Raw genomic sequence first — 18,629 nt, 5'->3', positions numbered from 1 at the left:
GGATCAGAGCTGCCCGGGGGAGAGGATTCAGGCGGTGATCTCGCTGTCGCCCATCAGGTAGCGGTCGATTTCGCGGGCTGCGCCGCGCCCTTCATGAATGGCCCATACCACCAGGCTCTGCCCGCGGCGCATATCTCCGGCGGAGAAGACCCCCGGAATGCTGGTGGCGTATTTTCCCGATGCGGCGCGCACGTTGCTGCGCTCATCGCGTTCCACCCCAAGCTGAGCCAGAAGCTGGTCCTCTGGCCCCAGAAAGCCCAGCGCCAGTAAGACCAGTTGCGCTGGCCAGATCTTCTCGGTGCCGGGGATTTCTCGCGGTGCACGCCGCCCATTGGCTCCTGCCACCCACTCGACGTTGACGGTTTCCAGCGCCTGGACGTGCCCGTGTTCATCGCCGATGAAGCGTTTGGTCTGAATGCTGTAAACGCGGGGATCGCTCCCAAACATGGCGATGGCTTCTTCCTGTCCGTAATCGACCTTAAAGACTTTGGGCCACTCTGGCCAGGGGTTATCGGGCTGGCGTTCGAGGGGTGGGCGCTCGAGAATTTCAAACTGGGTCAGGCTACGGCAACCATGCCGCAGGGCGGTGCCCACGCAGTCGGTGCCGGTATCGCCGCCGCCAATCACAATCACGTCCTTGCCGCGCGCTGAGATGGTGAGGGTGTTCTCCTCTTCCAGCGAACCGCCCAGCAGGTTGCGCGTGTTGGCGTGGAGAAATTCCATGGCGAAGTGAATGCCCTTCAGGTTGCGGCCCTCGACGGGTAAATCGCGCGGTTTGGTTGCCCCACCGCAGAGCGCCACGGCGTCGAACTCGGTGAGCAGTTTTTCAGCGGGGTAGTCTTTGCCTACCTCGGTGCGGGTGATGAAGGTGACCCCTTCGGCGGCCATCAGGTCGATGCGCCGCTGGACAACCTGTTTGTCGAGCTTCATGTTGGGGATGCCATACATCAATAACCCGCCGATGCGGTCGGCGCGCTCGAAGACGGTCACCGTGTGCCCGGCGCGGTTGAGTAAATCGGCACAGGCCAGGCCCGATGGCCCCGAACCCACCACGGCCACCCGCTTTCCGGTGCGTACGGGGGGTGGCTGAGGGGTGATCCAGCCTTCTTCAAAGCCTTTCTCGATGATGGCGAGTTCGATGTTCTTAATCGTCACCGGGGGGGCGTTGATCCCCAGCGTGCACGACCCCTCACAGGGCGCCGGGCACACCCGTCCGGTGAATTCAGGAAAGTTGTTGGTTTTCAGCAGACGTTCCAGTGCCTGCTTCCACAGGCCGCGGTAAACCAGATCATTCCACTCGGGGATGAGGTTGTTAATCGGACAGCCGGCGGCCATGCCGTTGAGCAATTTCCCTGTGTGGCAAAAGGGAATGCCGCAATCCATGCACCGGGCTCCCTGCTGGCGTAATTTTTCCTCCGGGAAGGGGCGGTGAAACTCTTTCCAGTGCAGAATCCGTTCATGCGGCGGCAGGTCGCCGGGAATTTCTCGTTGATATTCCATAAATCCGGTTGGTTTTCCCATCGTTCCACCTCCCATCAGTTGCCGCTCACGCGCACCAGGTCGCGACTGTTGATCTCGAAAGCCGCCATGATGGCCTCGTCACCGCTCAGCCCTTCGGATTCGACGTCGTGCAATGCCTGCAACATGCGTTTGTAATCGCGGGGGAACACCTTAACAAAGCGGGGCACCACGTCATGCCATGTGGCGAGGATGCGGTAAGCCAGAAGGCTGCCGGTTAACTCGGCGTGGGTTTCAACCATAGCGCGAACCTCAGCGATCTCTTCAGGGCATTCAAGGCGTTCCAGGTCAACCATCTCGCGGTTGCACCGACTGGCGAAGTTGCCATCCCAATCAATGACGTAGGCAATGCCACCCGACATACCCGCGGCGAAGTTGCGCCCGGTGCTGCCCAGTACCACTACCCGCCCGCCGGTCATGTATTCACAGCCATGATCGCCCACGCCTTCGACGACTGCCCGCATACCGCTGTTGCGCACGCAGAAGCGTTCTCCGGCCATGCCCCGGATGTAAGCCTCTCCGCTGGTGGCCCCATAGAAAGCCACATTGCCGATGATGATGTTCTCCTCGGGGGCAAAGGTGGAGCCTTCCGGCGGGTAGACGATGATCTTCCCGCCCGAAAGCCCCTTGCCGATGTAATCGTTCGAGTCGCCTTCCAGCACCAGGGTGATACCGCGGGGAATGAAAGCGCCAAAGCTCTGCCCGGCTGAACCGCGGAAGTGCAGATGAATGGTATCCTCAGGCAGGCCCTCTGGCCCCCAGCGGCGGGTGACGGCGCTGCCCACCTGAGTGCCCACCGTGCGATGGATGTTGCGGATGGACAGTTCAGCGGTGACGCGTTCACCCCGTTCGATGGCTGGCTTACACAGCTCCAGGAGCACTTTTCGGTCGAGGGTGTTTTCCAGCCCGTGATCCTGAGCGATCATACAATGGCGGCCCACATCGGCGGGCACCTCAGGCTGGTAAAGCAGAGGTGAAAGGTCGAGGTATCTGGCTTTCCAGTGCTGAATGGCCCGGCGGGGTTCGAGGCGGTCGGTGCGCCCGACCATTTCATCGACTGTGCGGAAGCCCAGTTTGGCCATGATCTCACGCAGTTCCTGGGCCACAAAATACATAAAATTCACCACATGGGCAGGGTCACCCTTAAAGTTTTTACGCAGTTCGGGGTTCTGGGTGGCGATGCCGGTGGGGCAGGTATCCAGATGGCAAACGCGCATCATTACACAACCGAGCACGACGAGCGGGGCGGTAGCAAAGCCAAACTCTTCGGCCCCCAGGAGGGCGGCGATGGCTACGTCACGTCCGGTCTTGAGCTGGCCATCGGTTTCTACCACAATGCGACTGCGAAGGTTGTTCAGCACCAGAGTCTGATGGGTTTCGGCCAGACCGAGTTCCCATGGAAGCCCGGCATGTTTAATACTGGTCTGCGGAGAGGCCCCTGTGCCGCCATCGTGGCCGCTGATGAGTACCACGTCGGCGTGGGCTTTAGCCACCCCTGCGGCCACCGTACCCACCCCCACTTCAGAGACAAGTTTGACGTTGATGCGTGCCTCGGGGTTGGCGTTCTTCAGGTCGTGGATGAGCTGGGCCAGGTCTTCGATGGAGTAAATATCGTGGTGGGGCGGTGGTGAGATGAGCCCTACCCCGGGGGTGGAGTGGCGGACACGAGCGATCCACGGATAGACCTTGCGCCCGGGGAGTTGCCCGCCTTCACCGGGTTTGGCACCCTGGGCCATCTTGATCTGTAACTCGCGCGCATGGATGAGGTAATTGCTGGTCACGCCAAAGCGTGCCGAGGCTACCTGTTTGATGGCGCTGTTGCGCGAGTCGCCGCCGGGGTCGGGGAAGTAGCGGGCGGGGTCTTCTCCGCCTTCGCCGGTGTTGCTCTTACCGCCGATGCGGTTCATGGCGATGGCCAGAGCCTCGTGGGCTTCTTTGCTGATCGACCCGTAGGACATGGCCCCGGTTTTGAAGCGCCGAACGATGGATTCCACCGGCTCGACTTCATCCAGCGGAATGGGTTCTGCGGCGAATTTAAAATCCAGCAGACCGCGCAGGGTGGCCAGGCGTTCTGATTGATCGTTGATCAGCCGGGCATATTCCTGGTACAGGCGATAATCGTTGTTGCGGCAGGCCTGCTGTAATTTGTAGACGGTTTCGGGGTTGAAAAGGTGGTGTTCGCCATCTTCGCGCCACTGGTACTGCCCGCCAACCGGCAGGGTGTGGCCGTTGAGCGAGCGTTTTGCAAAAGCATGGGCATGGCGCATGGCGGCTTCCTGTGAGATGACTTCGATGCCCACCCCGCCGACGCGCGTGGGCGTCCAGGTGAAGTATTTATCAACAAAGGCCTGGCTGAGCCCCACGGCTTCGAAAATTTGCGCACCACAGTAGCTTTGAATGGTGGAGATGCCCATCTTGGAGATCACCTTGACCACGCCTTTAACCACTGCTTTGGTGTAGTTTTTAGCGGCCTGTTCGTAGCTGATGCCGGTGAGCAGGCCCTGTTGAATCATGGCTTCGATGGTGGCGTAGGCCAGGTAAGGGTTGATGGCCACCGCTCCGTACCCCAGCAGGGCGGCGAAGTGGTGCACTTCTCTGGGTTCGCCCGATTCCACCACCAGGCCGATGTGAGTGCGCGTGCCCTGGCGAATCAGATGATGATGCAACCCCGAGACGGCCAGCAGGGCTGGAATGGGGGCATGTTCTTCGTCGATGCCGCGATCAGAGAGGATGATGATGTTCGCCTCATCCTGGGCGATGATCTGGTCAACCCGCTCAAAAAGTGCTTCGAGGGCGCGTTCCATGCCGGCCCCGTTTTCGGCAGGGTTGAAGAGAATCGGCAGGGTCACGGTACGGAAGTAAAGCCGGTTGAGATGACGCAGTTTTTCCAGTTCTTCGTTGGTGAGAATGGGGGTTTTAAGCTTGATCTGGCGGCAGTTTTCGGGGCGGGGTTCGAGCAGGTTCTGCTCAGAGCCGATCATGACTTCGGTGGCAGTGACGATTTCCTCGCGGATGGCGTCGATGGGGGGGTTGGTGACCTGAGCGAAGAGTTGTTTGAAGTAGTTGTAAAGGAGCTGTGGACGGTTAGAAAGCACGGCCAGGGGGGTGTCGTTTCCCATCGAGCCAACCGGTTCAATGCCGTCTCTGGCCATGGGGGTGAGGATGACACGCAAATCCTCAAAAGTGTAGCCAAAACTCTGCTGATACTGGTGTAATTTTTGTTCGCGGTCGGGGCCGGTCAGATCTTTACCGATGCCTCCCAGCGGGGGCACGGGAGGGTCGGGTAAGTCTTCGAGGGTGACCATGAACTCGTTGAGCCACTTTCGGTAGGGACGGGCAGAGGCGATGGTGTGTTTAATCTCCTCGTCGCTTACAATGCGTCCTTCTTCGGTGTCAATCCACAACATGCGGCCCGGTTCCAGGCGGCCTTTTTTCACGATCATTTCGGGGGGAATATCCAGCACGCCCACTTCTGAAGCCAGAATTACGCGGTCGTCGCTGGTGACGTAATAACGGGAAGGGCGCAGGCCGTTGCGGTCCAGGGTGGCCCCGATGCCCACGCCATCCGTAAAGACCATAGAGGCCGGGCCGTCCCAGGGTTCCATCAGGGTGCTGTGATATTCGTAGAAGGCGCGCTTCTCCTCGCTCATGTTTTCGTGTTTGGACCACGGTTCGGGGATCATCATCATGATGGCGTGCGGCAGGGAGCGCCCGGCCAGGACGAGCAATTCGAGTACGTTGTCGAACATGCCCGAATCAGAACCATCGGGATTGATGACCGGGAGAATTTTGGGCAGGTCGTTGCCGAAAAGGGCGGATTGGAAGCGAGTCTGCTCGGCGTGCAGCCAGTTAATGTTGCCGCGCAGGGTGTTGATTTCGCCGTTATGGGCCAGGTAGCGGTAGGGATGTGCGCGATCCCAGGAGGGAAAAGTGTTGGTGCTGAAGCGGGAATGCACCATGGCCAGGGCACTTTCGAGCGCCGGGTCAGAAAGGTCGGGGTAGTAACCGCGTACCTGTTTGGAGGTGAGCATTCCCTTGTAGACGAGGGTCTTGAAGGAGAGACTGCACACGTAGAAGGACTTCCCTCCCTCGATGCCGCTGTAGCGGATGGCCTGTTCGGCGCGCTTGCGGATGACGTAGAGCTTGCGCTCGAAGGACATGCGGTCTTTGATCAGCGGGTTGCGCTTGATGAAGACCTGCCGTACCACCGGTTCGGCGGCGCGGGCGGTGGGGCCGAGGGCACTGCCATCGGTGGGCACGGTGCGCCAGCCGAGCACCCGCTGACCCTCTTCAGCCGCGATTTGCTCAAAGCGCCGTTCAAACTCGCGCCGCAGGGCATCATCTCGCGGCATGAAGAGATTCCCTGCGGCGTAATATCGGGGGCCGGGCAGGTCAATCCCAAGGCGGGAGCATTCCCGGCGCAGGAACTCGTGCGGCATTTGCACCAGCATGCCGGCACCGTCACCGGTATCTGGCTCGCAACCGCAGGCACCACGATGGAACAGGTTTTCAAGGATGATCAGAGCCTGTTCCACGATATCGTGAGAGGGGACACCTTTAATGTTGACCACAAAGCCAGTGCCGCAGGCATCGTGTTCAAACTGCGGATCATAGAGACCCTGGCGTTCGGGTGGGAGCCCTCTCTGGAAAGGATCACTTTCTTTTGACATGGTTTCTTCTCCTCTGGCGAAGAGTTAATAAACGAAGATATGGGACGGCTTAAGGTACGTTAAAACAACCGGCCATGGCGGGGAATGATGGTCTATGCAGATTAGAATCGCGTTACAGACGGCAGGGGAACCCGCTGCGTTCGGCAATGAAGAAAGGAGAGGTGTATCTGAAGACCAGCCATCATCACGACTGTTTCGTGGATATAATTGGCCGATTATAGCACAAAATAGATTTGTCAAGGGGGTAATTTTCCTGAAATTCCAGAAATTCCTCCCCCTACCCGGGGCAGTTTTTTAAGGAAATTTGCGGTTTTTATGGTATAATCCGCCTTCGCGCGAGCAGAAGTTTTACAGAAAGAGGAGTATCGCTGTGCCACGCAAAGCTAAAGCCGGAAAAATCAAGATGAAGACCCACAAGGCAACCTCCAAGCGGTTCCGCCTGACGGGGTCGGGGGTACTGGTGCGAACCAAGGGCGGGAAGAGCCATCTGCGCCGCCGCACCTCCAAACGCACCAAAGCCCTGTTCACTGAGATGCTGCCCGTCCAGGGTGAGGGGATTGTCAAACGCGTCGAGCGCCTGGCCCCCTATCTGAAGAAGAACAGCTGATCCATTCATTCTTTTGGGAGCGGCCGTTGGGTGTTTGCAACGGGTTTTAAACCGACGCCCAGGGGTACGCAAAGGAGTAAGACATGGCACGAGTTAAAGGAGGCCCGAAGGGCCACCTGCGTCACAAAAAAATCTTGAAGATGACTCAGGGCTATTTCGGCACGCGGCATCGCCTGTTCCGCCGCGCCAATGAGGCGATGCTCAAGAGCCTGTGGTATGCCTTCCGAGACCGCCGCACCCGCAAGCGCGATCTGCGCAAGCTGTGGATTACGCGTATCAACGCGGCGGCGCGCCTCAATGGCACTACTTACAGCCGGTTGGTGAACGGCATGAAGGTCGCCGGTATTGCCCTCAACCGCAAGGTTCTTGCCGATCTGGCTGTGCGCGATCCGCAGGCATTTGCCGCGGTGGTTGCCAAAGCCAAAGCCGCCTGAGTCATAACCCAGGCAGCGAACCCTCCATTCAACCCCCGCATCACGGGGGTTGTTTTTTTTGACGTGATCGTGATATTCCACCCCCCGCGATTTGAGTACAATCAAAGGAGATGAGGTTTTCTGGCATGATTACTTCGGCGCAAAATCCCCGGGTTCAGTATGTGCGGGCCCTGATCGCCCGACGAAAAGACCGTGAAGAGCAGGGCGCATTCGTGGTGGAAGGAGTGCGCCTGCTGGAAGAAGCGCTGGCTTCAGGATGGGAGGTGCGCTTGCTTCTGTATGCCGGGGAGCTCTCGCCCCGGGCGACGGCACTGCTGGCTGAGGCCCGCAACCGTGGTGTCGATGTGGAAGAGGTGGCTCTTCCGCTGTTCCAGTCTCTGGCCGATACTCAGACCCCCCAGGGTGTGCTGGGGGTGCTGGCCCGGCGCCATGACCCTCTGCCAGAAGGGTTGAACTTTGCGGTCGTCGCTGACGGTATACGCGACCCAGGCAACCTGGGCACCCTGCTGCGCAGTGCGGCGGCGGCGGGTGTGCAGGGGGTTTTACTGCCTCCGGGAACCACCGACGCCTTTGCCCCAAAAGTGGTGCGCGCCGGTATGGGGGCGCACTTCCGCTTGCCTGTGGTGCAGGCAGATTGGGAGCAGATTGCCGCTGCGCTTAAACCGTCATGCCGGATGTATGTGGCTGAGTCGGGTGAGGGAATGCCCTGCTGGCGGGTTGATCTTACCGTGCCAGTGGCGCTGGTGATTGGGGGCGAAGCCGAGGGGGCGAGTGTTCAGGCGCGCGCCCTGGCCGATGGCCTGATCACCATTCCCATGCCCGGAAAGAGTGAATCGCTCAATGCCGGGGTGGCGGCAGGGATTTTATTGTTCGAGGTGGTACGCCAGAGGTATGAGAAAATCACCTGAGCTCTCCAACGCGGGAGGGGTTTCTGGCTGTATTTGTTGAAAGGATCTACCCATGAAAATTCGTTCGATCACCTGTTTCTTTGATCCACGCTCACCGTATTCGTATTCTGCGCTCGATACGCTTTCTCAACTGGCCGGAGAAGGGCGCCGTCTTTTCGATCAGGCCGGGATCGAGGTGCAGACCACCCGCCTTGCCAGTTGGGTGTTTGCAACGGGTTTTAAACCGACGCCCAGGGGTACGCAAAGGAGTAAGACATGGCACGAGTTAAAGGAGGCCCGAAGGGCCACCTGCGTCACAAAAAAATCTTGAAGATGACTCAGGGCTATTTCGGCACGCGGCATCGCCTGTTCCGCCGCGCCAATGAGGCGATGCTCAAGAGCCTGTGGTATGCCTTCCGAGACCGCCGCACCCGCAAGCGCGATCTGCGCAAGCTGTGGATTACGCGTATCAACGCGGCGGCGCGCCTCAATGGCACTACTTACAGCCGGTTGGTGAACGGCATGAAGGTCGCCGGTATTGCCCTCAACCGCAAGGTTCTTGCCGATCTGGCTGTGCGCGATCCGCAGGCATTTGCCGCGGTGGTTGCCAAAGCCAAAGCCGCCTGAGTCATAACCCAGGCAGCGAACCCTCCATTCAACCCCCGCATCACGGGGGTTGTTTTTTTTGACGTGATCGTGATATTCCACCCCCCGCGATTTGAGTACAATCAAAGGAGATGAGGTTTTCTGGCATGATTACTTCGGCGCAAAATCCCCGGGTTCAGTATGTGCGGGCCCTGATCGCCCGACGAAAAGACCGTGAAGAGCAGGGCGCATTCGTGGTGGAAGGAGTGCGCCTGCTGGAAGAAGCGCTGGCTTCAGGATGGGAGGTGCGCTTGCTTCTGTATGCCGGGGAGCTCTCGCCCCGGGCGACGGCACTGCTGGCTGAGGCCCGCAACCGTGGTGTCGATGTGGAAGAGGTGGCTCTTCCGCTGTTCCAGTCTCTGGCCGATACTCAGACCCCCCAGGGTGTGCTGGGGGTGCTGGCCCGGCGCCATGACCCTCTGCCAGAAGGGTTGAACTTTGCGGTCGTCGCTGACGGTATACGCGACCCAGGCAACCTGGGCACCCTGCTGCGCAGTGCGGCGGCGGCGGGTGTGCAGGGGGTTTTACTGCCTCCGGGAACCACCGACGCCTTTGCCCCAAAAGTGGTGCGCGCCGGTATGGGGGCGCACTTCCGCTTGCCTGTGGTGCAGGCAGATTGGGAGCAGATTGCCGCTGCGCTTAAACCGTCATGCCGGATGTATGTGGCTGAGTCGGGTGAGGGAATGCCCTGCTGGCGGGTTGATCTTACCGTGCCAGTGGCGCTGGTGATTGGGGGCGAAGCCGAGGGGGCGAGTGTTCAGGCGCGCGCCCTGGCCGATGGCCTGATCACCATTCCCATGCCCGGAAAGAGTGAATCGCTCAATGCCGGGGTGGCGGCAGGGATTTTATTGTTCGAGGTGGTACGCCAGAGGTATGAGAAAATCACCTGAGCTCTCCAACGCGGGAGGGGTTTCTGGCTGTATTTGTTGAAAGGATCTACCCATGAAAATTCGTTCGATCACCTGTTTCTTTGATCCACGCTCACCGTATTCGTATTCTGCGCTCGATACGCTTTCTCAACTGGCCGGAGAAGGGCGCCGTCTTTTCGATCAGGCCGGGATCGAGGTGCAGACCACCCGCCTTGCCAGTGTGCCCTTTCCACTGCTTTATCCTACCGAAGAAGTGGCCAGTGCGGTTCGGCTGGCGCAAACCCTGGAGGCGGATGCCCGCCAGCGAGGTTTCGACTATCTTTCGCTGGGTCCGGCGCTGCCCGCCTTCCCGGCCAGCTTTGACCTGGTGATCCCGATTCTTGAAGCCACCGAGGCGGTGTTCCTGGGTGGGCAGATGGCCAGCCTGCGCGATGGTCTTTCCTTACCGGCGGTGCGCGCCTGCGCCCGGATTATTCATCAGGCGGCTCGCCTGAGCCCCGATGGATTCGCCAATCTGCGCTTTGGAGCGCTGGCCAACCTTGCGCCGCACGGGCCGTTTCTTCCGGGGGCGTACCATGCCGGTGAGCGCCCGGCTTTTGCGCTGGCGGTGGAATCGGCTGACCTGGCTGTTGTGGCTCTGCGGCGGGCCACCAGCCTGGCAGATGCCCGGCAGAGGCTGCTCACCGCACTGGAAGATGCCGCCACGTCGCTTACCAGCCGGGCTGTGCACCTGAGTCAGAAATACAATGTGGATTTTAAAGGGATCGATTTTTCTCTGGCACCCTTCCCGGCTGACTGGTGTTCACTGGGGGCGGCTCTGGAGGCGCTTGGCCTGCCCGCACTGGGGAGGCACGGATCGGTGGCGGCAGCGGCTTTCCTTGCAGATACCCTTGACCGGGGGCGCTGGCTGCACACGGGCTTCAATGGGTTGATGCTGCCGGTACTGGAGGATTCTGTCCTGGCCAGGCGGTCTTCAGAAGGGACGCTGACGGTGAAAGATCTGCTACTTTATGCCACGATGTGCGGTGCGGGGCTTGATACTGTGCCCTTACCCGGAGATGTCAGCACCGAGCAGTTAATGGGGGTTTTGCTCGATGTGGCCTCCATGGCCCTGCGGCTTAACAAGCCGCTCATTGCCCGGCTGATGCCCATCCCCGGAAGGCAGGCTGGAGATGAAGTGGTTTTCGATTTCGAATATTTTGCGCGGGGACGGGTGATGGCCCTCTCGGCGGATGCGTTGCAGGGTTTGCTGACCGGAGAAGAGACGGTTTCGATTCTCCCGCGCGGCTCGTTTTAGGGCGAATCGTAAGCGGAGCGTAGGGAAATCGTAGGTTTTTCGTCAAGTATATCTGGTTAGACTCTGGTAATATAGTGTGCAAGGGCGACTTCTCTTCTTCTCCTCCTTTCAATGACTGCCGGGGTCGGCGTCCCCGGCAGTCAAAACTTAAACAGACGTTGAGCGGCTTTCAGGGCTCAACGTTTTGTTTTAAGGCGAATAAGGCTCTGGCGTATTTATGGTATGATACGCGTATCCTTCAGATGTTCGGGGGTTGAAGTGAGCGCTTTTGCGATTGCAGTTGGGCTGGGTGCTGCCCTGGGGCTGTTCCGGGTCAGCCGGCAGCGTTCAGGGCAATGGCTGGATGCCGCGTTGATCGTGCTGGCAGTCAGTTTGGTGGGAGCGCGGCTGGGTTACGCGCTCTTCGAGCTGACTTACTTCAGTGCTCACCCGGTGGAAGTCTTGCAGATCTGGCGTGGGGGTCTTTCGGCGCCGGGGGCAATTGTGGGGGCGTCGCTGGGGTTGTGGCTGGCGGCGGCAATTGAGAAGGTGCAAGTACTGCGCCTGGCCGACTGGCTTTACCCGCTTATTCCGCCGGTTTCGGTGGCAACCTGGCTGGGTTGCTGGCTGATCGGTGCGGCCTACGGGGCTGAGCTCCCCACGGGCACCTGGTGGGCGGTGCAGTCGCCCGATTTGAGCGGCCAGGTTGCAGCGCGTGTTCCGGTTCAACTGGGGGCGGCAGTGGCACTGGCTGTTTTTTATTATCTGATGGAGACGCTCGTCCCGCTTCCCCGGCCTTCGGGGTGGCTTTCCAGCCTGGCGATGTCGTGGCTGGTGCTGGTGAGCCTGGTGGCGTCTTTCCTGCGGGCTGATCCCATGCAATTGTGGCGGGGCGTGCGTCTGGATACCTGGGTTTACCTTGTCTTACTGGTGCCCTTTTTTGGTCTCTTTGCATGGTTGAATCTGGTTGCGCGTCAGAAACCGAAAGGATGATTCTCCGAGGGTATGAAATTAACTGTTGCCCTGGCTCAAATCAATACTGTTTTAGGCAACCTCCAGCGCAATCTGGAGAAGCATTTGGCCCTTATCCAGGAGGCTCATGCCCGTGGGGCCGATCTGGTAGTCTTCCCGGAATTGTCATTGACCGGCTACGTATTGCAGGATCTGACTCCCGCGGTGGCCTGCAAGCCGCGCGGAGATGATCCGGTCTTCCAGCCGTTGCTGGCGGCCAGCCAGAAGCTGGATGTGGTGGTGAGTTTTGTGGAAGAAGACGTGCGCAACCGTTTTTATATTTCCGCGGCTTATCTTTCGCGCGGGCAGGTGCTGCACGTGCATCGGAAGGTGTATTTGCCTACTTACGGCCTGTTCGATGAAGGGCGCTTCTTTGCCTGGGGAGATACGGTGCAGGCCTTTGATACCCCTTACGGGCGCGTGGGCATGTTAATCTGTGAGGACTTCTGGCATGCCTCACCGCCCTATCTGTTGTGGCTGGATGGAGCGGATGTGTTTCTGTTTATGTCAGCCAGCCCGGGGCGCGGCCTGAGTGAGCGGCCCGAACTGGCTTCGGCGCGCTGGGTTAACCACATCCTGCGGGCTTACGCCAGCCTGTATACCAGCTTCGTGGTGCATACGAACCGCGTGGGCTTTGAGGATGGTCTTAATTTCTGGGGTTCGGCGGCGGCATTTGACCCGAATGGCGATTTGCTTGTGGAAGGCCCGGCGTTTGAAGAAGCGCTTACCCTGGTGGAACTCGACCTTAACCAGCTCCATCGCACCCGCAGCCGTCTGCCTCTGTTGCGGGATGAGCGTACGGCTCTGGTGCAGCGCGAGTTAAACCGCATTCTCAGCGATCGATCGCGCAATTCAGGGAGGTGAGTGTGAACCCTTCACCTGATCTCTCCATCAATACCGAGCTGGCCCGGCGCATTCTGACCGGTTTTATCCGCAGTGAAATTACCCGGATGGGCTTTTCGCGCGCCGTGATCAACCTTTCGGGCGGGATCGATTCGGCGCTGTCCTGCTTTCTGGCGGCTGAAGCCCTGGGGCCGGAGAATGTGCTGGCCATTCGTTTGCCCTACCGCACCTCTTCGCCCGAATCGCTCGAACACGCCCGGATGGTCATCGAGGCTACGGGGGTGCACAGCCTTACCGTGGAGATCACCCCGATGGTTGACCCGCTTATTGAGCGTTTCCCTGATATGGATGCTCTGCGGAAGGGAAACATTATGGCGCGCGCGCGGATGATCGTGCTTTATGACCAATCGGCGGCATTCCATGGGCTGGCGGTGGGAACGGGCAACAAAACCGAAATTTTGTTGGGCTACACCACCCTTTACGGAGATTCGGCCTGCGCCATTAACCCCATCGGTGATCTGTATAAAACGCAGGTGCGGCAGCTGGCGCGTGCAGTGGGGGTGCCCGCGGTCATCATCGAGAAACCTCCCTCTGCCGATCTGTGGGTGGGGCAAACCGATGAAGGGGAGCTGGGGTACACCTATGCCGAAGTGGATCGGCTGCTTTACCTGATGGTGGATGAGCGTTATACCCCCGAAGAATGTATCGAGGCCGGTTTTGACCCCGCCTTTGTGCGCGCAGTGGTGGAGCGGGTGCGGCGCAATCAATTCAAGCGGGTGTTGCCGCCCATCGCCAAGCTCTCTCATCGCACCATAGGTTACGATTTTTTATACCTGCGAGACTGGGGTACGTAACCGGGAAGGCTGTAAGCAATGAATGTCTCAGGGAATGCTTCAGGGCATTCCCTGATCTTTTTTATGGCAAAAGCCATGCCCGGATGATGAGCAACTCGCAGAGGGGTGGTGGAGCAGGCTTTTAACAACCAGGGCGGAGAGGGTGGGGTTCGAATAGCATCCCCCTGCGGGGGCCCACGGTGCCACTCCGTCTCGTTAAAAAAAGGCGGAGAGGTGGGGTTCGAATAGCATCCCCCTGCGGGGGCCCGCGGTACCACTCCGTCTCGTTAAAAAAAGGCGGAGAGGGTGGGGTTCGAATAGCATCCCCATGCGGGGGCCTACGGTACCACTTCGTCTCGTTAAAAAAAGGCGGAGAGGGTGGGGTTCGAATAGCATCCCCCCTGCGGGGGCCCACGGTACCACTTCGTCTCGTTAAAAAAAGGCGGAGAGGGTGGGGTTCGAATAGCATCCCCCTGCGGGGGCCCACGGTACCACTTCGTCTCGTTAAAAAAAGGCGGAGAGGTGGGGTTCGAATAGCATCCCCCTGCGGGGGCCCACGGTACCACTCCGTCTCGTTAAAAAAAGGCGGAGAGGGTGGGATTCGAACCCACGGTACCTTGCGGTACACGCGCTCTCCAGGCGCGCGCGTTAGGCCAGACTACGCTACCTCTCCATCAATCGGATGATGTAATTCAATTGGCGAACGCGATTATACCACGAACACGCAACCTTGTTAGCCAAACAGACTGCTCACCAGCAAAGCAAACAGGCCAATCAGCAGTTGAATGGCGAATAACCCACCCAGCACATACCCTGCGATTGCCCAGGGATTGGAGGGTAACCCTGCGCGGGGAAGATCGCCTTCGGCCATTTGTCGGATCGCTCCGACGGCTTCTTCCGCCAGTTCTCTGAGCGAGCGTGTGGCCGCCCCGGGCCATGTCCACCCTTCAAGGGGCTGAGGAACTACCAGCCGCTGGCCGCGATATGCACTCAACCACGGTACCACTTCGTCTCGTTAAAAAAAGGCGGAGAGGGTGGGGTTCGAATAGCATCCCCCTGCGGGGGCCCACGGTACCACTTCGTCTCGTTAAAAAAAGGCGGAGAGGTGGGGTTCGAATAGCATCCCCCTGCGGGGGCCCACGGTACCACTCCGTCTCGTTAAAAAAAGGCGGAGAGGGTGGGATTCGAACCCACGGTACCTTGCGGTACACGCGCTCTCCAGGCGCGCGCGTTAGGCCAGACTACGCTACCTCTCCATCAATCGGATGATGTAATTCAATTGGCGAACGCGATTATACCACGAACACGCAACCTTGTTAGCCAAACAGACTGCTCACCAGCAAAGCAAACAGGCCAATCAGCAGTTGAATGGCGAATAACCCACCCAGCACATACCCTGCGATTGCCCAGGGATTGGAGGGTAACCCTGCGCGGGGAAGATCGCCTTCGGCCATTTGTCGGATCGCTCCGACGGCTTCTTCCGCCAGTTCTCTGAGCGAGCGTGTGGCCGCCCCGGGCCATGTCCACCCTTCAAGGGGCTGAGGAACTACCAGCCGCTGGCCGCGATATGCACTCAACCACAGGCGCAGCACTTCCGGGGGTTCCAGGGCCAGCCGTGACGGAAGAACGACCAGTTTAGCCGAGAGCATTGTATCGTCGGGCGCGCCGCGTTCCAGAGAATGCACCGCGACGGGCAGACGGGGAGTTTGCCGGTGCAGCGCACGCACCATTTCTTCGGCGAGGGGCATTTCATCGAGCACGATGAGCAGGATGGGGAAAGCCGCATGGGTTCTGCTTTGCGCCTGCTGGGCGGCACGTGCATCCGCGCGCAACACACGCAGATGATAAACCAGGAAAACTGCCAGCGCCGCGGCAAAAAGCACGCGCTTGACCGCCAGGGCGCCAATTCCATTCACCGGTGAGCCCAGAAAGTGGGTAATAAGGTTGTAGAAGAGATCACCTGCGGCGACCATCAGTCCGACCACGAAGAGGAAAATGAACAGGTACAGGTAGGCGCGGCGCACCACCGAACGCCGGGCACGCTCACCGCTTTCACTGGCGGCGCTGGCCTCGGTCTGGAGGGGTAGCCAAGTGGCCAGCCAGAGGGGCAGCCCGACGGCCAGGGTGGCGAGGCCGGTGTTCAGTTTTCCCCATACCGGAATCACCCCATTCCGGGTTAACAGGCCGTCAACCAGATAGCCGAGGAGGGTAAACAGCGCCATGAAAAGGGTAGCCAGCCCCAGCGCCGCAAGGAAGGAGCGGTATAATCGGCGCACTCCGGCGCGCCGGGGTGCGGAGGCCAGGGTTGTCATTTCCCTTTCAAGAATCCGTCCATAATAGGCCCACATGACTGCCAGCGGAACCAGGGCAGAGAGTGCCGGGCCGGTTTCGAAGAGGAATTCGGGCAGAGATTGAGGACGGCCAAGCCATACCCCGAAAATCCCCGAAAGAGTTCGCCCGCCGGCAGATAACACACCTACCACCCCCGCCAGGCAAATCAGGTAGAGCACCACCAGGCGCAAGATCGATTCGCGCTCGGTATGGTCGTCCAGGCTTTCCTGCACCAGCCACCAGCTGGTTCCCCAGACGGGAGTTCCCACCAGAAGGAGTGACAGGCTGGTGGCCAGCCGGTAACCCGAAGCGGCGGCCACCCCCTGAAGAAGGCTCAAAAGGTAACTTAGCGTGCCCTGCACCCCGAATATGGTCAGGGTTAACCCGAAGAGCACCCACAGGTAACGATAAAGCCGGCGCGTTTCTGCCAGGAAGTGCCCTGCGGGGGCCTCTCGCCAGTCTCTGGAGAGAACATGGGTGAAATATTGATAGGCTGCCAGGTTGATGGCTATGGCAATCAGATTGTCAGACGAGGTTTGCCCTGCGCCGAAAAAGGCTCCGCTTTCGCTCAGGCCCATCACGCTGACCAGAAAGCGGTTCAGCAATGCCAGGGCGGCGTAGAGGATGGGAATGAGCGTCCATACCCGCACAGCATGAAGGAAGATAGCGCGGATGCGGCTGGCGCGTTCTTCGTCGTCCTGTTGAGCCTCACGCTGGGCAGTCAGCCAGTGCAACAGGAAGACCGGCACCCCAACCAGCACCAGAGAAAGGCCGTTTGCCAGGGTTCCGACCGTCCCCGAAAACCTCCCGGCGATCACGGTGCGCAACAGGTTCACCGCTCCCCAGATGATGGCCTGAGAGCCGATCAGAGCCAGCAGATAAAAGTATAGACGTCTGACGGTTCGCATACGGATTGGTTTACGGAGAAGGCTTAACCGGCTCAGCGGGAAGCGGCTGAACCCAGTCGTAGCTCCAGAAGGGGTAAGGCATGTTCTGAAGCTTCCATTGTCCGTCTTCCTGAGCCAGCTCGGCGGTGTAATTTTCGCGATACCCCTGATCGAACGGCCCGCGCCCGCCGCGCAGCACCGTCAGATACACTCGGGCACTGGAGCCGTCGGCGGAAAGACTGACCTCACCGATCTCAATCCCGGTCAGGGCCACTTCGCGATCTAAATAACTGAGAAAGGCGTTGCGAAAACCGGCCAGGTCGGGCCGATTCTGGAAACTCCCGAGGTAACGGTAAGCGCGTTCATAATCATGGCGTTGCAAGGCGACGATGTAGTTTTGCACCACCCCCCGGGGAGTATCTTCGGGAACGTAGTCAAGCCCGCTACGGCGAAAAAAGTAAACCGCCAGCGCAAGCACCACCAGCACCCCAATACCGGTCAGAATACCGATCAGGAAACGGTCTTGCCGCATGGGCTCCTCCTGAAAGAAATAGCAGTGGTAAGGTGAGAAATCCTTACTTTTTCATTATACATTTTTTGGTCATCGTTAAAATGGGTGTTTGGCCGTTTTGCGGGAGTGCTGGCCGGGAACCACTCGAGCAGGACGAGGAAAGCCCCGAGAGGCAGGCCGGCCGGGGCGCATGGCAATGACTACAATTGGTCCCAGAATGGGGAGGAGGACGGCCAGCAACACCCAGGCGAGGGCGTCCAGGGGGGGCATGCGCCGTTGACGTAAATACAAAAGGGCCAGCGTGGCCATGCCAATCACAGTGAGCAACAGAAGAAGGCGCAATAGATCTTCAGGGGCCACAGCCACGAACTCCTTTGATAAAAAAAAATAGCAATTTCAATTGTACAGGATTTTCCCTCACACGGGGTAATTTGGCGGCTCCGGGAAATGGGATTATCGATCCACGATATATAATAATGGCATACCTGATTTGGGGAGGGAGCGATGGGAAATGTCAGCTGGTTAGGGTTCCTGTGTGTGGGTGGCCTGGCCCTGATTTTTGGGGCAGTGGGGGTTTGGGTTCTGGTAACGTACCGCCGCGGAAAGCAAAAGGCACAGGAGAGCGCTGCCTGGCCTTCAGTAATGGGAAAAGTGCTGGAGGCCTACGTGACCAGTCACACCGAAATCGATTCGGAGGGAGAGAGTGTGGAGGTTTACGCTCCGAGGGTTGTCTATGAATATGCGGTTAACGGGGTTTCTTATCGGGGTGACCGGCTGGCCGTTGGGCCGGTGGCCACTTCTCGAAACCGCAGGAGTGCGGAGCAAGAAGTGGCCCGGTATCCTGAAGGGGGTGAGGTGCGGGTGTTTTACAACCCGCAAAATCCGGCCGAGGCCGTGTTGCAGCCCCGCCTGCAGGCAGGGAATGCCTTGCTTATTCTGGGGATCATCTTCCTTGGACTGGCGGCCTTTATTGCGTGCGGAGGCGGCTTCATGCTGATTGTGTCACTGCTGGCTCAGTGAGCGTTTACCTTCTAAGGAACGGTAACGTACCCGGAGGCAAAGCCTGGCCTGAGCCTGACGGGAGAGGTTGGCCGGATTCAGGGGGTATGGAGAAAAGGGTTGCAAGCTCTGACTCTTGGGGGTAGTATCTGTCCCAAAGCTGGTGGTTTTTGAAAAAAGAGCAAGCTCCGAGTAATATGGTAGGTGTCTCAACAGCCATATCCTTGGAGCTTGCCATGTCTATTGTCACACTCAAACTTCCAGAAGTCAAGGAATGCCAGCAGGAACGACCGCAGCGCTGTCCATAT

Annotated in this window: 16 protein-coding genes and 2 tRNA genes; 10 read left to right on the top strand and 8 right to left on the bottom strand. The window is 59.2% G+C overall.

The features are described 5' to 3' along the window. Nucleotides 1-27 precede the first annotated feature (27 nt). Together ATHL_RS14180 and gltB are read right to left on the bottom strand one after the other, a co-directional pair. Complete coding sequence (locus tag ATHL_RS14180) at nt 28-1,521, bottom strand: glutamate synthase subunit beta (RefSeq protein WP_062195206.1); 1,494 nt, start codon at nt 1,519-1,521, stop codon at nt 28-30. Between the two features lie 14 nt (nt 1,522-1,535). Beyond that, nucleotides 1,536-6,188, bottom strand: a complete 4,653-nt coding sequence (gene gltB, locus ATHL_RS14175; RefSeq protein WP_062195205.1) for a glutamate synthase large subunit — start codon at nt 6,186-6,188, stop codon at nt 1,536-1,538. Nucleotides 6,189-6,558: 370 nt separating this feature from the next. On the opposite strand from gltB, the gene ATHL_RS14165 reads away from it, so the two are divergent. The 9 genes from ATHL_RS14165 to ATHL_RS14125 all read left to right on the top strand — a co-directional run bounded on the left by ATHL_RS14165 (nt 6,559) and on the right by ATHL_RS14125 (nt 13,614). Beyond that, on the top strand, nt 6,559-6,795 hold the full coding sequence (locus tag ATHL_RS14165) for a large ribosomal subunit protein bL35 (RefSeq protein WP_062195198.1): 237 nt from the start codon (nt 6,559-6,561) through the stop codon (nt 6,793-6,795). A gap of 83 nt (nt 6,796-6,878) precedes the next feature. Continuing rightward, nucleotides 6,879-7,229: a 50S ribosomal protein L20 gene (gene rplT / locus ATHL_RS14160; protein WP_062195195.1), complete on the top strand. Its 351-nt coding sequence runs from the start codon at nt 6,879-6,881 to the stop codon at nt 7,227-7,229. 125 nt (nt 7,230-7,354) lie between these two features. Beyond that, nucleotides 7,355-8,137: a TrmH family RNA methyltransferase gene (locus ATHL_RS14155; protein ID WP_062195194.1), complete on the top strand. Its 783-nt coding sequence runs from the start codon at nt 7,355-7,357 to the stop codon at nt 8,135-8,137. A gap of 255 nt (nt 8,138-8,392) precedes the next feature. Next, nucleotides 8,393-8,743, top strand: a complete 351-nt coding sequence (gene rplT, locus ATHL_RS14150) for a 50S ribosomal protein L20 (protein WP_062195195.1) — start codon at nt 8,393-8,395, stop codon at nt 8,741-8,743. 125 nt (nt 8,744-8,868) lie between these two features. Further along, a complete protein-coding gene (locus tag ATHL_RS14145) occupies nt 8,869-9,651 on the top strand; it encodes a TrmH family RNA methyltransferase (RefSeq protein ID WP_062195194.1) in 783 nt (260 codons plus the stop codon). A 52-nt stretch (nt 9,652-9,703) separates the two neighbouring features. Beyond that, nucleotides 9,704-10,927, top strand: coding sequence for a DUF711 family protein (locus ATHL_RS14140; RefSeq protein ID WP_062195191.1), 1,224 nt, complete (start codon nt 9,704-9,706; stop codon nt 10,925-10,927). A gap of 222 nt (nt 10,928-11,149) precedes the next feature. Next, complete coding sequence (locus ATHL_RS14135) at nt 11,150-11,899, top strand: prolipoprotein diacylglyceryl transferase (protein ID WP_084001476.1); 750 nt, start codon at nt 11,150-11,152, stop codon at nt 11,897-11,899. Nucleotides 11,900-11,911: 12 nt separating this feature from the next. Next, the gene (locus ATHL_RS14130; RefSeq protein WP_062195186.1) at nt 11,912-12,781 is read left to right on the top strand and encodes a nitrilase-related carbon-nitrogen hydrolase; all 870 of its coding nucleotides are present in this window, start codon (nt 11,912-11,914) and stop codon (nt 12,779-12,781) included. Nucleotides 12,782-12,783: 2 nt separating this feature from the next. Then, nucleotides 12,784-13,614: an NAD+ synthase gene (locus ATHL_RS14125; protein WP_062195183.1), complete on the top strand. Its 831-nt coding sequence runs from the start codon at nt 12,784-12,786 to the stop codon at nt 13,612-13,614. A 565-nt stretch (nt 13,615-14,179) separates the two neighbouring features. On the opposite strand, the gene ATHL_RS14120 is transcribed toward ATHL_RS14125, so the two are convergent. The 6 genes from ATHL_RS14120 to ATHL_RS14095 all read right to left on the bottom strand — a co-directional run bounded on the left by ATHL_RS14120 (nt 14,180) and on the right by ATHL_RS14095 (nt 17,688). Next, a tRNA-Ser gene (locus tag ATHL_RS14120) sits at nt 14,180-14,266 on the bottom strand. A gap of 60 nt (nt 14,267-14,326) precedes the next feature. Next, a complete protein-coding gene (locus ATHL_RS14115; RefSeq protein ID WP_162787727.1) occupies nt 14,327-14,587 on the bottom strand; it encodes a hypothetical protein in 261 nt (86 codons plus the stop codon). 175 nt (nt 14,588-14,762) lie between these two features. Next, a tRNA-Ser gene (locus tag ATHL_RS14110) sits at nt 14,763-14,849 on the bottom strand. Between the two features lie 60 nt (nt 14,850-14,909). Then, nucleotides 14,910-16,832 carry a DUF5671 domain-containing protein gene (locus ATHL_RS14105; protein ID WP_062195177.1) on the bottom strand — a complete coding sequence of 641 codons (1,923 nt, stop codon included), beginning with the start codon at nt 16,830-16,832 and terminating at the stop codon, nt 14,910-14,912. 10 nt (nt 16,833-16,842) lie between these two features. Then, the gene (locus ATHL_RS14100; RefSeq protein ID WP_062195175.1) at nt 16,843-17,343 is read right to left on the bottom strand and encodes a hypothetical protein; all 501 of its coding nucleotides are present in this window, start codon (nt 17,341-17,343) and stop codon (nt 16,843-16,845) included. Between the two features lie 75 nt (nt 17,344-17,418). Continuing rightward, complete coding sequence (locus ATHL_RS14095) at nt 17,419-17,688, bottom strand: PLDc N-terminal domain-containing protein (protein ID WP_162787726.1); 270 nt, start codon at nt 17,686-17,688, stop codon at nt 17,419-17,421. Between the two features lie 138 nt (nt 17,689-17,826). On the opposite strand from ATHL_RS14095, the gene ATHL_RS14090 reads away from it, so the two are divergent. After that, entirely contained in the window at nt 17,827-18,342 is a 516-nt protein-coding gene (locus ATHL_RS14090) for a DUF3592 domain-containing protein (protein WP_062195170.1), read from the top strand. The last annotated feature ends 287 nt before the right edge of the window (nt 18,343-18,629 follow it).

The organism is Anaerolinea thermolimosa (assembly GCF_001050195.2).
Lineage (GTDB): Bacteria > Chloroflexota > Anaerolineae > Anaerolineales > Anaerolineaceae > Anaerolinea > Anaerolinea thermolimosa.
This window is presented reverse-complemented; position numbering and strand designations above follow the sequence as displayed.

What these genes read in the sequence shown, in the direction of transcription:
- ATHL_RS14180 (WP_062195206.1), bottom strand. Translation starts at nt 1,521, where the DNA reads ATGGGAAAACCAACCGGATTTATGGAATATCAACGAGAAATTCCCGGC.
- gltB (WP_062195205.1), bottom strand. Translation starts at nt 6,188, where the DNA reads ATGTCAAAAGAAAGTGATCCTTTCCAGAGAGGGCTCCCACCCGAACGC.
- rplT (WP_062195195.1), top strand. Translation starts at nt 6,879, where the DNA reads ATGGCACGAGTTAAAGGAGGCCCGAAGGGCCACCTGCGTCACAAAAAA.
- ATHL_RS14155 (WP_062195194.1), top strand. Translation starts at nt 7,355, where the DNA reads ATGATTACTTCGGCGCAAAATCCCCGGGTTCAGTATGTGCGGGCCCTG.
- rplT (WP_062195195.1), top strand. Translation starts at nt 8,393, where the DNA reads ATGGCACGAGTTAAAGGAGGCCCGAAGGGCCACCTGCGTCACAAAAAA.
- ATHL_RS14145 (WP_062195194.1), top strand. Translation starts at nt 8,869, where the DNA reads ATGATTACTTCGGCGCAAAATCCCCGGGTTCAGTATGTGCGGGCCCTG.
- ATHL_RS14140 (WP_062195191.1), top strand. Translation starts at nt 9,704, where the DNA reads ATGAAAATTCGTTCGATCACCTGTTTCTTTGATCCACGCTCACCGTAT.
- ATHL_RS14135 (WP_084001476.1), top strand. Translation starts at nt 11,150, where the DNA reads ATGATACGCGTATCCTTCAGATGTTCGGGGGTTGAAGTGAGCGCTTTT.
- ATHL_RS14130 (WP_062195186.1), top strand. Translation starts at nt 11,912, where the DNA reads ATGAAATTAACTGTTGCCCTGGCTCAAATCAATACTGTTTTAGGCAAC.
- ATHL_RS14105 (WP_062195177.1), bottom strand. Translation starts at nt 16,832, where the DNA reads ATGCGAACCGTCAGACGTCTATACTTTTATCTGCTGGCTCTGATCGGC.
- ATHL_RS14100 (WP_062195175.1), bottom strand. Translation starts at nt 17,343, where the DNA reads ATGCGGCAAGACCGTTTCCTGATCGGTATTCTGACCGGTATTGGGGTG.
- ATHL_RS14090 (WP_062195170.1), top strand. Translation starts at nt 17,827, where the DNA reads ATGGGAAATGTCAGCTGGTTAGGGTTCCTGTGTGTGGGTGGCCTGGCC.